The following is a 13,048-nucleotide window of genomic DNA, read 5'->3' on the forward strand; positions in this document are numbered from 1 at the left end:
AATTCTCGTCAACCAGACAGAGACACCGTCCGCATCAATGAACAAATCCGATTTAGTCCCGTCCGCGTCGTCGGTGCTGAGGGCGAACAGTTAGGTATTATTCCCACGTCGCAGGCATTAGAAATCGCCCGCGAATCCGGTATGGATCTGGTCGAAGTGGCAGCGCGTGAGCGCCCACCAGTTTGCAAGATCATGGATTATGGCAAGTTTCGTTACGAGCAATCCAAGAGCAGCAAAACCAAATCCCACCAGCAGAAGCTGAAAGAAATCCGGGTGCGTCCGAAAACGGGCGAGCACGATGTTGAAACGAAGGTGAATCAAGCGAAGAAATTCCTGGAACACCATGATAAGGTGCTGGTCAACGTGATCTTTCGTGGGCGCGAAATGCAGCACATCGAAGAAGGTCAGCGGATTATGCAGATGGTTCTCGAGCAACTTGCAGAGTTCTGCAAAATCGAAAAACCTGCATCCATGGAAGGCCGAAGGATGACAGCATTGCTGGCACCGAAATCCAATAAAAGTTAATTCACCAGCTTTCTCTTCGACAATAACACTTTATATTGCCGCGCTCCGAATGATCTTCTTGTGAAGATTTCACGCTAACGCTGTATTTTCGTGAAATCTTGAACTTACCACATTGATGCATGCTGGCAACCATGTATGATATGCCCATTATTGCTTGTAGTGTTACGGATTGTGTTGTGGGCAATCATTTTGTTGATTGATTTGATCAGGGGAACTGCTTGATGGGAAAAATGTTGGATCGAGAATCTGCGGATGGACAGGAAGTTCGCCAATGGAAGCTTGCTGACTCGTTCGATACATACGATATTCGGAGTTGGGGCAAAGGATATTTCTCGATCAACAAGAAAGGGAATGTTACCGTTCATCCCAACAAAAAATCGGACGAATCAATCGATCTTCGACTGCTGATCGACGAACTGCAGGATCACGATTACAACGTCCCGATTCTGATACGCTTTGCAGACATTCTCCGCCACCGGGTGGGAGAGATTGCAGGCTCATTCCAGACAGCAATCGACGAACACCAGTACCAGGGCGGCTATTGCTGTGTGTACCCGATTAAAGTAAACCAGCAACGTCATGTCGTCGAAGAAATCCTCGATTTTGGTAAGCCGTATAAGTTTGGTATTGAAGCGGGCTCGAAACCAGAACTGCTGGCCGTGCTCGCGATTACCGATGGCTCCGATACGCCAATCATCTGCAATGGCTTTAAAGATGATGAATTCATTAAGATGGTCATCCTCGCCCGCAAGATTGGCAAGAATGTCATCCCGGTTGTGGAAAAATTCAGCGAACTGGAATTGATCGTCAAGCATTCTGAAGAACTTGGTGTTCGACCGGTCATCGGTGTGCGCGTGAAATTAGCCACACGTGGGTCCGGTCGCTGGAAATCCAGTGCGGGCTATCGTTCAAAATTTGGCCTGACGATTACGGAAGTGCTGGAAGCACTGGAATATCTCAAATCGCGTGGGATGGAAGACTGCCTGCAAATGACCCACTTCCACCTGGGCAGTCAGATTACCAATATTCGCAAGGTGAAAGATGCCCTGACAGAAGCCGCACGGATTTATGTGGAACTGTACCGGGCAGGTGCTGGCCTGAAACTGATGGATGTTGGCGGGGGACTGGGAATTGATTACGATGGCAGCCAGACCGATTTTGAATCGAGCGTCAACTATACGCTGCAGGAATACGCAAACGACGTTGTATCGCGGATCATGACCGTTTGTAACGAAGCTGGAGTGCCGCACCCCACCATCATCAGTGAATCTGGCCGGGCAGTGGTTGCCTATCACAGCGTACTGGTCTTTGATGTGCTGGGTACATCGAATTTTGACCGTTGCGAATCGCCCGCAGAACTTCCTGAGGATTGCCCTGCTCCAATCCGCGATATGTTCACCATTCACCGTGAACTGAACAAACGCAATTTTCTGGAAGGCTACCACGACAGCGTGCAGGCAATTGAAGAAGCCTTGAATCTGTTTAATCTTGGCTACCTTTCGATTGAATTGCGAGCTCTTGCAGAACGGCTGTTCTGGGCCGTCGGAAAGAAAATTCTGCGTCTGATCCGTGAAATGGACTACGTTCCGGAAGAACTGCAAAATCTGGAAACAATGCTTTCCGATACATACTTCTGCAATTTTTCCGTGTTCCAGTCGATGCCGGATTCGTGGGCAATCAAACAACTATTCCCGATTATGCCTATCCACCGCCTGAACGAAGCCCCCACTCGCCGGGCGGTATTGGGCGACATCACCTGCGATTCGGATGGGAAAGTCGATCAATTTATTGATCGGCGTGATGTGCGAAGTACCCTGGAACTCCACCCTTTCAACGGCGAACCATATTATCTGGCTGCGTTCCTGGTGGGTGCGTATCAGGAAATCCTCGGCGATCTGCATAACCTCTTCGGCGATACCAATGCGGTCCACGTGAATCTGACTGATGATGGCGATTACGAAATTGATGACTTCATTCCTGGGGACCGAGTGGATGAAGTGTTGAATTACGTGCAGTTCTCTTCTGAAAAGTTAATTGAGCGAATGAGGAAAGAGGTAGACAAAGCAGTACGTGCCCAGAAAGTAACTGCCCGTGAAGCAAAACAATTTTTACGCTTTTATCAGGAAGGGATGGAAGGGTATACTTACCTGGAAGAATAACGATCCCACTGGGATCATCACTCATCCGAGGAAGTTCATGTCCATTCGACTCTCCATCATTTTGTTACTTTTCACTATTTCGTTTTCCACTGCTGGTGAACAACCGCCAAATATCATCCTCTGCATGACTGATGATCAGGGGTGGGGCGATGCGAGCTATCAGGGGCATCCCAAACTGAAGACTCCCCACCTGGATGATTTATCCCGCCGTGGGATTCGATTTGACAGGTTCTATGCTGCGGCACCAGTCTGCTCTCCCACCCGTGGCAGCTTTCTGACAGGCAGACATCCCAATCGATTTGGCTGTTTTCTATATGGATATCCCCTGAAAACCGAAGAAATCACCCTGCCCCAGTACTTGCAGAAAGCGGGCTATCGCACCGGCCATTTTGGCAAGTGGCACCTGAATGGGATCAGCGGCCCCGGAAAAGCAGTGCTGAAATCTGACCCACTGCACCCAGGTGTGTTTGGCTTCGATCGGTGGGTCTCCGCGTCGAATTTTTATGATCTTAACCCCAGCCTGGGGAAAGATGGCGTTGCCACGGACTATCAAGGGGATGGTTCAGATATTGCTGTGGCAGAAACAATTAAGTTCATTGATGCAGAACAAGCCGATGATACCAAAAAGCCATTTTGTGCAGTGGTCTGGTTTGGAAACCCCCACTTACCACATAAAGCCCTGCAGGAAGATCTGAAGGCAGCTGGTGGCTCCCACTATCATGGGGAAATAATTGCAATTGATCGTGCCATGGGTACGATTGTCAAAGCACTGGCAGATCGCAGGATTTCCGAAAACACCATTGTGTTCTTTTGCAGCGATAATGGTGGTAAAGAAGTGGGTTCCACTGGCGATTTACGTGGCTTCAAAGGTTCGGTGTGGGAAGGTGGCCTGCGGGTGCCTGGTCTGCTGGTTTGGCCTTCAAAAATCAAACCGGTTGTTACCGCCGAACCTGCCTGCACAAGCGACCTATTGCCCACAATTCTAGATCTGCTGAACATCCCGCTTGCAGATAAACGACCGATCGATGGTGTCAGTTGGAAGCCACTGATTGAAGGAAAACCCTGGAAGCGGGAAGGTGGGATCGGTTTCTGGCACTATGCTGCAGGTAAGAAAAACGCGGGAAATCAGAAATTTGCCATCGAAGTAGGACACGCCGCCTGGAACAAGGGGAATTACAAACTCCACCGCACCGCGAAAGGTGATTTTCAACTTTATGATCTGGTAACAGATCGACAGGAAAAGAATGATCTGGCTACCAAAATGCCCGATCTACTGAAGGAATATCAGGCGGAACTGACCACATGGCAGAAATCAGTCGTCAACAGCTATCGTGGGCTGGATTATCCAAAGAAATAGGCATCACGCAGGCAGTTCACTGGTTTTGCCGTTTCGCAAGCTGGATTCTTTTTCGGTGCGATCCACTATCGTCAATCCGTGGGAAATAGCGTTCCCTGTCGCACGTTCTGGCACATCGTCGGAATCGACTAAAGTTTCCGATTCGACAACTGCAAGTTGCTCTTCATTCCAGAAGCAGCGTAATGCCACCTGACCACACCGTTCCTGAAATTGGGCAGGTGTTTCTTCCAGGTCTGGATAGCGGTCAATAAATTCCAGCATCTGCTGTAATGCTGCTGCATATTCACCGAGTATCTTGTGGGCCATCAACCGTTTATCCCCCACTTCCATGTAGGACAGTTCTACGGCCTTATCCACCCGACCAGGTCGTGTCGAAATAAACTCGGTGCTACCATCCGGCAACTTTCTTGGCTGACCCAGTGCGGGGTCGATCTTGCTCAGATCATTGGTAGTAATGATGGTAAAGATCCCATCCGTGCGTTCTACACCATCGAGACAATTCAGCAAACAATCAAACGTCAGTGGTGTAAACATCCCCTTGTCTTTGTTCTCTTTGCCAGAATCTGCCGATGACTTGTTATCTGAAAAGAACATCGGCATCATACTGGTTTTCCTCGAAACGTTTTCACGACCATGAAAGACATTGTCGATATCTTCAATCAGTGCAATACATGGGATATTGACCTGCATTTCCCGCCAGGATTTCATCAGTTCGTGGTTGGACATTTCCGCAAGATTGAACACATAAATCGGCATGTTCAGGTCTTCGGCAAATGCCCGTGCCAGTGCGGTTTTACCCGTTCCGGGTGGGCCATACAGCAACCAACCCCTCTTCCACGGAATCCCTTTGTTCAAATACCAATCACGGTTATTTCGCCATAATTCAATTTCTCGAATCAATTGCTTCACCCGTTGCGGGAAAATCAGGTTTTCCAGGGCACTGCCTTCAGTCAGCCGGAACTTCCCCAGTTCATCAGGCGTTATTCCCAATAACCGGTAGTAGCCCTGCTGGTACCACGCCAGGCCATTGGTGCCATTCTGGTGCCGATGGTTCTCTTCATCGCCACGTTTTGGCACATAATGAATGACAAAGCGAGAATTTTTCTGCGATGCCTGCTGGTCATTATCCCAGCTTTGTTGATTGCAGGCGTTACAAGCATTCAGCAACAGTTGTTCCACATCCACTGTGCCGCGCACAAAGGTCAATGTGCTGTAAATTTTGGTAATTTCATCATCCCCACCTGATTCGTTTTTGGTTTTTCCGTTCGCTTTTGATTCTACTGTGTTGGAAAAATAGAACGGAATCCAACCATGCCAGAAGATCATACTGCGGTTACCGAACTGTTCATATGCAACCAGGCCATACCGCCCATCGCGTCGGTGGGCATGCCACGCACCAAACATCCGATCGTACGTGCGAGATCGCTTCTTATTGGTCACCAGATAAGCAACCAACGCGTTGTGGGCAAACTCGGTGGGGATTTCTGCCTGCTGCACAAATAAACTGCAGATGCGCCAGATAACCCCCTTAATCTTCGTCCAAAAACTGGCAACAACGCCCAAAGCGGCCCCACCTGCTAGTAACTTCCACATGTCATCCATCGTGTTATCCATTTAATCTGAGAAAATTATTGAGTCGGGAAAATGTTCTGATTCTAAGTGAACTGTCAAGTACCATACTTAACGGAGAATGGAAGTACGATGTTGGTTCAGGTTTTTTTGAAATATTTTCTGCAGAATTTTCTCTGAATTGTGGCAGCAGAAATCAGCATAGAAAATATGGGATCGCTCTCATATTTATTGGTTTTAGCCCCAGTTCAGCCAAGAGGTGATCGCGATTTTGCAAAAATTCACAAAATATTTTCTGCCGCTGCAACACCTTGCTGGGGAATTACTTATGACGATCGGTTCGATGAATTTTTGGAGAGTTTTGCAAAAAAATGAGCAGTTTGAGAATAGACGAGGATATATTAATATAAGTGAACTATTTAACAGTATTTGTTCACTTGATATGGCACATAAAGAAAATCCTCTAAACCTTAGAGTGCTTCCATGATTCGATTTATATCTGATAAAACATATTCCCGTGACGCGTGGAGCGGGAAATTCGATCAGTGGCGTACAAACCTGCGAGTACAAATTCTACGCACGCTGCACGCATGCCGGGGTGATCCGCACGGTTGAGCTCAAATGCCTTTTCCCAGGCCTGGGGCACCTTTTTCAATCGTTCAACATAACTGGCAGAAGGAAGCGTATCGCCCACTTCAACCTTCACGCCTTTCGAGAACAGTTCGGAAATGGCTTCCAAGCCGTGGCTTTCGACATATTCTTCAAAGACGTTGGCAATTGCTTCGGCGATGATTGCTTCCAGCACCTGGTTTTCAGACATCTGCGTGGTGCCCATGAGATCCAGTTCCAGCTTGCCCAGCGACGAGGTGGGCAAATGGCCTAGATCACTGATCCGGGGCACAGCCGGCTTTTCCTGGTGCAATATGCCACGTCTTCGTGCTGAAGCCACCATGGTGCGATAATTCGCCAGACTGAAACGGGCACTGACTCCAGACTGATGATCGACATATTTCGACTTGCGGGCACAAATCGTAATCTGTTCGATCACCTGCTGCATGAAGTACGGCACGTGCACGGGGTACTCACCTTCCAGATCGAGGTGGGACTCCTGCACCATGATCTGAATACCCAGATCTCGATCTTTGGGATAATGCGTCTGTATCAGCGAACCAATACGATCTTTCAACTGGGGGATCACCTTTCCGGAACGATTGTAAGTGGCTGGGTTCGCGGAAAACAGAATCAGTATGTCGAGATCGAACTGGATGGGATAGCCACGGATCTGGACATCCCGTTCTTCGAGGATATTGAACAGCCCCACCTGGATCAGTTCATCCAGTTCCGGGATTTCGTTCATGGCAAAGATTCCACGGTGCATCCGCGGGATCAAACCAAAGTGCAGCGATTCTTCCAGCGACATGCTGGTGCCTGCTGCCAGTTTGGCAGGATCGAGTTCGCCAATAATGTCTGCAAACTTGGTGCCCGGTGCCAGGCGTTCTGCATAACGATCTTTCCTTGCCCACCAGGCAATGGGGATATCTTTAGGATCGGTATTTTGAATCAGGCGTTTTCCCGCAGAAGTAATCGGCTTCAGAGGGTCTTCTTTTACAGGAGAATCAGGAATGTTCAGATAAGGAATTTCCGGGTCGAGAAATCGAACTAATGACCGCATCAGGCGGCTCTTCCCCTGCCCTTTTTCGCCCAGGAATAGCATGTCGTGCCCGGCAAGCATGGCAATAGAAATTTCCGGAATGACGGTGTTTTCATAGCCCACCATTCCCGGAAACATTTCTTCCTGCTGGGCCATGCACCGGATGAAGTTGCTCCTCACCTCATCTTTGATCGAGCGGGATTGCCAACCTGTTGCCAGCAGGTCATGTAATGTGGTGGGTTTCGAAATCTGGTTCAATGGTCAATCCTTGCAACGATGGTGATAAGGTAATTTTAGACGAAACTACGAAGAAAATGCCAACGAAACGATCAAGGACTGAAGACGGGTTCACTTTCCAGTGCCAGCACCCCAAAAGCACATTGCAATACCATGCGGTGTGGCTCTCTGTTCACAAAGTGATGAAGTCCTTGAATCCCAAGTGCATATTCGCGCAAGGCAAGCCCATGTTTGCGGGTATTCGTGCGTTCGCGTAATCTGGCGAGTAAGTGCGGCAGAGTATATTCCGGACCAAAAATTAACCGCAGATACTCTCGCCCACGTACTTTCATGGCGGGTTGTACGGCTTTACCCTGCGTAGTCTCAACAGGATCGAGTGGCTTGACAACCATTCCTTCGTTTCCTGCGTTGGTTATTCCCAACCACCATTGGGTGCCTGAAGCACAGGATTCCGGCTGAGATGTGTCTACCACAATGTATTGTGTACGCTGCAATAAATCTTCCTGCTGACAGACAAGATTTTCTAAGGTGTCCATCTGCCACTGGTGCGAGTGGGCATCGTACACCTGGTTTTCACCCGCCAGAATTTGAAAGGGTGCAAAACGGATATCACTCTCTGTTACAGTAGGAGAAATGAAATGTTGCAATGATCGCTGGTATTGTTCGAGGCATTCCAGGCGAGCCGTCATGGCCTGTCGAAAATCATGTAACCGATCATCGGTTTGATTGCGAATCCCCGTCTGCAATTGATGCAAAGCATGGTAGCCCGCCGCACCCGTCTGCAGATATTGGGTGCGAATCAGCTCATCTGCTTTGTAGCCCCAGGGGAGTAGTTCGCCATCAATACATAACCAATCAGTTTTTAACTGCTCCCACAGTAGAGATTGATCCAGTGCCAGCCGCAAACGTGCCAGAAACTTACGTTCGGTACGTTCATCACGAAAAAATCGCTTTCCAGTTCGTGTATAGGCAATCCCACCGTGGGAATCCGGAATGCCGAACCGCGTTTGAATCACTTCCGGTGAACGTGCAACGACCACAATGCACCGCGAGCCCATGTGTTTGGTCTGGCACATCAATTGTCGCACACCATGGCGGGCAAAGTACGCGAATGCTTCTTCGGGATGTTCTAGAAAATCCCCCACCTGGGAAACATGGACATGAGCCATCGTCGGTGGCACATAAATCAGCCAGCGTGGATCGAACGGCAACCCGCAGATCAATTCCAGCGCAGCGGCAGATTGATGCTCGCGAATGGTGACATTCCCCAGAAAATTCGTGGGAACGACTAGCTTGCCGGAAAAATCCTTGATATTCAGAGTTTCCACCCCACTGATCGGCAGTGGGGGCACAGACTCTGAAGATTCCGCAGGGATGAAAGGCCGTCTTGTGGGTGCGTAAGCAGCCAAGGCAGGCACGCTGCTCAGTTCATTCTCCGGGTAGCGCAGTGCTGTTAATTTGCCACCGAAAACGCACCCGTTATCGATGCAAATCGTGTTATTGTGCCAGGTGGAGTTCCAGCACGGTGTGTGACCGTAAACAACTTTCGCACGCCCACGGTAATTGGCCGCCCAGTCAAGGCGAACTGGCAAACCGTACTGATCGCTTTCATTGGTAGTATCGCCAAAAATGCAGAAAGCGCGAATTTTTTCAGACACTCGCCCGTGGTATTCTTCTTTCATCCCCGCGTGGGCAACGACCAGTTTTCCCTGATCGAAAATCAGATGCAGAGGCAATGATTGGAGAAACTCAACCACTTGTTGTCGAAATTCAGGCGATTGGATTTCGAGTTGCTCCAAAGATTGCTGCAGACCATGGCTGATGGATACATTACTGCCTTGCAGTTTCCGGAGAAGCTTGTCATCGTGATTACCACGCACGCAAAAGATGTTGCCCTGTGCAACACCGCACATGACCAGGTGTAGCACTTCTGGCGTTGCTGGACCACGATCGACCAGATCGCCCACAAAAATCAAACGTCGGCCTTGCGGGTGGGAGATTTGAATCGGCTGTGGGAATATTCCCTGAACTTCGTACCCAAGGTGGTGCAACAGTTGCAATAGCTCCTGGTAGCACCCATGGACATCGCCAATCAGATCGAATGGTCCGGTGCATTCCCGCTGATTGTGCTTCATCCGCTCACGAATCAGTTGCACTGCATTGATTTCATCGATCGAACGCAGCCGCAAAATTCGATGAAAACCTTCGGTGTCCATTTTGGGTTGAAACCGCTGCTGCAGCTTCACCTGAGAAGTAATGACACGTTCGGGTACTGGTCGTGCACGAAGATTGTTTTGCTCTCGACAGATTTTTTCAGGTAGTTCAAAGGTAATTGCCACCACCGGAGTATGCTGGGAACGGGCTAATTGAACAAAATCATGCCGCATTTCGGGCTGTAGATTCGTGGCGTCAATGACTGTCAATCGCAGCCACTTCAGGCGGGTTTCAGCGATTTGCCGCAGATGATGAAATGCCTCTGCAGATACCTGCTGGTTCGCAGGATCATCAGTCAGTAATTCGCGAAAAAAGTCGGAACTCAGCACTTCACTGGCACGAAAATGCTTCGCTGCAAATGTTGATTTGCCGGAACCAGAAGGGCCAACTAGGAGTATTAGACAAAATTCCGGCACTTGAAGTAACATGGATCAGTATTCCATAGGGTTTGAGCAGCACGCCCCAGCATAGACATTCTACATCATCGAAAGTTCGTTACTAGAATACACTCCAGTGGCGTCCGGAAGGTATTTCTCAAACTTTAATAGAAAGGACAACAATGCGTAACCTCTTCCTTGGTCTTGGATTTCTTACCACCTTGCAATTGGCAAGTGCAGCACCCGGTGTCAGCATCAAGCCGTATGGCACTCTGGATGATGGCACAAAAATTAATGAATATGTGCTGCAAAACGGCACCGATGCCAGAATTCATGTGATCAATTACGGTGGGATCATTACCCAGATCCATGTGCCGGACAAAAATGGCAAGTATGCTGATGTGGCATTAGGATGTTCTTCACTGAAAGATTATGTGGAAGGTCATCCTTATTTTGGTGCGATTGTTGGCCGAGTAGCTAACCGCACTGCGAATGCCAAATTTTCGCTGAATGGCAAAGATTATCAATTGTTTGCCAACAATGGCCCCCACCACCTTCATGGTGGCAAGAAAGGTTTCGATAAGGTTGTCTGGGACATCACGGTTCCAGACAAGACCAAACCAGTTCTCGTATTGAAGTATACCAGTAAGGATGGTGAAGAAGGCTATCCGGGCAATCTGTCAATTCAAGTCACTTACACCCTGGATGACAAAAACGCAATCCACTGCGAGTATTCCGCTACAACTGATAAGGCAACTCCGGTGAACCTTACCCAGCATAGTTATTTTAACCTGGCAGGACACGATCAAGGTACCATTCTCGACCACGTGCTGCAATTGAACGCACCGGAATTTACCCGAAGTGACAAAACTATGATTCCCACAGGAGTGATTGCGCCTGTGAAAGGAACCCCGTTCGACTTCACTACCCCCACGGTGATTGGCAAGCGGTTCAAACAACTTGAAGGAGAGCCATTGGGTTACGACTTGAACTTTGTTCTGGTTGCTGGCAGAGAACTGAAACTGGCTGCTGTTGTTATGGAGCCAAAATCGGGACGCACACTGACTGTTTCCACCACTGAACCAGGGTTGCAGTTTTACACAGGCAACTTTCTGGATGGTAAACAAAAAGGGAAAGGCCTTCTTTACAAGCAATATTCTGGGTTCTGTCTGGAAGCACAGCACTATCCCGATTCAGCAAATCAGAAAAGCTTCCCAAGTATCATTCTGAAGCCGGGTGAAAAGTATCAGCAACACACGGTTTATCAATTTGGTGTGGCTAAGTAATTAGTGAAAATTAATGAGTTTTGCCTGGAAGGACCAACTGGTCTGCCCGGAACACTGGCCCATCAACGCATACACGTTGATAATCCCACCCTGTGGCAGTTTTCACCTGGGTCACACAACTGAAACATACACCAAAGCCACAGGCCATTGGTGTTTCCAAAGATACATAGCATTCCTGGTTTCTGGTATTGGCATACCCAATCAGTGCGTGCAGCATCGGTTCTGGCCCACAGCCCACCAGTAAACCCTCTGGTTGCTGCTGAGCAAGAATTTCGGTCACCCTGCCTGTAGTGCCACTGGAGCCATCGTCCGTAGCCAAATGCACTTCACAACCGGCATTCTGAAAATCGTTGATGCCGGCTGCATAAGCTGCCGTACGAACGCCGTAATATAACCGCACTGCGGATGTATATTGCTGGCGTTGCCTGCCTGCGTATGCTTTTTGGCCCAGTAATTCATTGGCATATGCAAGAAAAGGGGTCTGCCCAATCCCTCCCGCAACGCAGTTGACGACTGACCAAGCCTGGGACAGAGGAAAGCCCTTACCAAGCGGCCCCCAGATTTCCAGGTTATTCCCCGGCTGCAGGTGGGTCATTTTCTCGGTTATTTTACCCACAACCAGATAGACAATATCAATCGCAAAATAACTGCCTGTATCATCTGCAATACAGTCATACAACGCAAACGGTCGTCCCAGTAATGGGTCGGTACTGTCAGGAAGACGCACCATGACAAACTGGCCTGGGCTGATCTGCTGGGCAATGGTAGGGCAGATTAACCGAATTTGCCATGTTCTTTCCGCAATTTGCCTGTTCCATACCACGGGAGCTTGCAGTGCATGCATTGGTTACTTTTCCTGCTTGCTGGCCTTTGGCTTTGCTGCTGGAACTTTCTGTGCAGCAGCAGTGCGTTTCATCTCGACAGCCTTGCGTAAGAATTCAATTTCGTGCAACGCTAATTTTCTCGATTTTCCTTTTGCCAGTCGATCGAGTCGGATCGGACCGATTGCTACCCGTTTCAGCCGCACCACCTTGTGTTTCAGGCGAGCAAGCATTCGGCGAATTTCTCGATTTTTCCCTTCTGCCAGCACAATTCGAATCCACGTGCTGTTCCCCTGGGACTTAATTTTTCGAACAAACTTTGCTTTTACCCGGCCATCACTCAACCAGATACCCGTGGTCAACTGCTGTAAATCTGCAGAATCTGGATTCCCGGCCACCTGTACTTCGTAGGTTTTTTCAATGCCATACTTCGGGTGCATCAATTGCTGTGCCAGATCTCCATCGTTGGTGAGCAGCAATAACCCTTCGGAATCCTCATCCAACCGCCCCACAGTATATACTCGTTGCACAACGTGGGGAATGAGGTCCAGTGCCAGTGGTCTGCCATCAGGATCATGATTGCTGCAGATATATCCCGGGGGCTTATTGACTACCCAATAGACATGTTTTTCCAGTTTAATCGGATGATCGTCCAACGACACCTGATCCGTGGTATCATCCACCTGGCTTGTGAGGTCTTTGGTAATTTCACCGTTGATTCGCACCCGCCCACGGATAATCATCTCATCACACTGACGACGAGAGCCACATCCCGCATGGGCAAGAAACTTATTGATACGCAACATTGTCATCTGATTCTCACTTCGAATTTTCGAAGTTTGTTAATTGTTC

10 protein-coding genes are annotated in these 13,048 nt (G+C 48.9%); 5 read left to right on the forward strand and 5 right to left on the reverse strand.

The window, feature by feature from the left end; translation table 11 throughout:
- The first annotated feature begins 33 nt into the window (after window positions 1-33).
- From infC to R3B84_09120, 3 genes are all read left to right on the forward strand, one after another.
- Window positions 34-525 (forward strand): translation initiation factor IF-3, encoded by a 492-nt coding sequence (gene infC / locus R3B84_09110; protein MEZ6140715.1) that lies wholly within the window; start codon window positions 34-36, stop codon window positions 523-525.
- Window positions 526-746: 221 nt separating this feature from the next.
- The gene (gene speA, locus R3B84_09115) at window positions 747-2,684 is read left to right on the forward strand and encodes a biosynthetic arginine decarboxylase (GenBank protein ID MEZ6140716.1); all 1,938 of its coding nucleotides are present in this window, start codon (window positions 747-749) and stop codon (window positions 2,682-2,684) included.
- 37 nt (window positions 2,685-2,721) lie between these two features.
- The gene (locus R3B84_09120; protein MEZ6140717.1) at window positions 2,722-4,041 is read left to right on the forward strand and encodes a sulfatase-like hydrolase/transferase; all 1,320 of its coding nucleotides are present in this window, start codon (window positions 2,722-2,724) and stop codon (window positions 4,039-4,041) included.
- Between the two features lie 3 nt (window positions 4,042-4,044).
- On the opposite strand, the gene R3B84_09125 is transcribed toward R3B84_09120, so the two are convergent.
- Complete coding sequence (locus tag R3B84_09125; protein ID MEZ6140718.1) at window positions 4,045-5,643, reverse strand: AAA family ATPase; 1,599 nt, start codon at window positions 5,641-5,643, stop codon at window positions 4,045-4,047.
- Between the two features lie 150 nt (window positions 5,644-5,793).
- On the opposite strand from R3B84_09125, the gene R3B84_09130 reads away from it, so the two are divergent.
- Entirely contained in the window at window positions 5,794-5,985 is a 192-nt protein-coding gene (locus R3B84_09130; GenBank protein ID MEZ6140719.1) for a hypothetical protein, read from the forward strand.
- A 118-nt stretch (window positions 5,986-6,103) separates the two neighbouring features.
- Here the strand turns inward: R3B84_09130 and R3B84_09135 are convergent, their stop codons facing one another.
- Together R3B84_09135 and R3B84_09140 are read right to left on the reverse strand one after the other, a co-directional pair.
- Window positions 6,104-7,519, reverse strand: coding sequence for a magnesium chelatase (locus R3B84_09135; protein MEZ6140720.1), 1,416 nt, complete (start codon window positions 7,517-7,519; stop codon window positions 6,104-6,106).
- A 71-nt stretch (window positions 7,520-7,590) separates the two neighbouring features.
- Window positions 7,591-10,140, reverse strand: coding sequence for a polynucleotide kinase-phosphatase (locus R3B84_09140; GenBank protein MEZ6140721.1), 2,550 nt, complete (start codon window positions 10,138-10,140; stop codon window positions 7,591-7,593).
- Window positions 10,141-10,271: 131 nt separating this feature from the next.
- On the opposite strand from R3B84_09140, the gene R3B84_09145 reads away from it, so the two are divergent.
- Entirely contained in the window at window positions 10,272-11,375 is a 1,104-nt protein-coding gene (locus R3B84_09145; protein ID MEZ6140722.1) for an aldose epimerase family protein, read from the forward strand.
- Between the two features lie 10 nt (window positions 11,376-11,385).
- Here the strand turns inward: R3B84_09145 and R3B84_09150 are convergent, their stop codons facing one another.
- Both R3B84_09150 and R3B84_09155 read right to left on the reverse strand, forming a co-directional pair.
- A complete protein-coding gene (locus tag R3B84_09150) occupies window positions 11,386-12,219 on the reverse strand; it encodes a dihydroorotate dehydrogenase electron transfer subunit (GenBank protein MEZ6140723.1) in 834 nt (277 codons plus the stop codon).
- A gap of 3 nt (window positions 12,220-12,222) precedes the next feature.
- Window positions 12,223-13,008 (reverse strand): pseudouridine synthase, encoded by a 786-nt coding sequence (locus R3B84_09155; GenBank protein MEZ6140724.1) that lies wholly within the window; start codon window positions 13,006-13,008, stop codon window positions 12,223-12,225.
- Window positions 13,009-13,048: the final 40 nt, after the last annotated feature.

It is taken from the genome of Zavarzinella sp. (assembly GCA_041399155.1).
Classification (GTDB): Bacteria; Planctomycetota; Planctomycetia; order Gemmatales; family Gemmataceae; genus JAWKTI01.

Excerpts from the sequence above, each read along its gene's own strand:
- R3B84_09140 (MEZ6140721.1), bottom strand. The coding sequence starts at position 10,140 with ATGTTACTTCAAGTGCCGGAATTTTGTCTAATACTCCTAGTTGGCCCT.
- R3B84_09150 (MEZ6140723.1), bottom strand. The coding sequence starts at position 12,219 with ATGCATGCACTGCAAGCTCCCGTGGTATGGAACAGGCAAATTGCGGAA.
- speA (MEZ6140716.1), top strand. The coding sequence starts at position 747 with ATGGGAAAAATGTTGGATCGAGAATCTGCGGATGGACAGGAAGTTCGC.
- R3B84_09145 (MEZ6140722.1), top strand. The coding sequence starts at position 10,272 with ATGCGTAACCTCTTCCTTGGTCTTGGATTTCTTACCACCTTGCAATTG.
- R3B84_09120 (MEZ6140717.1), top strand. The coding sequence starts at position 2,722 with ATGTCCATTCGACTCTCCATCATTTTGTTACTTTTCACTATTTCGTTT.
- R3B84_09125 (MEZ6140718.1), bottom strand. The coding sequence starts at position 5,643 with ATGGATGACATGTGGAAGTTACTAGCAGGTGGGGCCGCTTTGGGCGTT.
- R3B84_09155 (MEZ6140724.1), bottom strand. The coding sequence starts at position 13,008 with ATGACAATGTTGCGTATCAATAAGTTTCTTGCCCATGCGGGATGTGGC.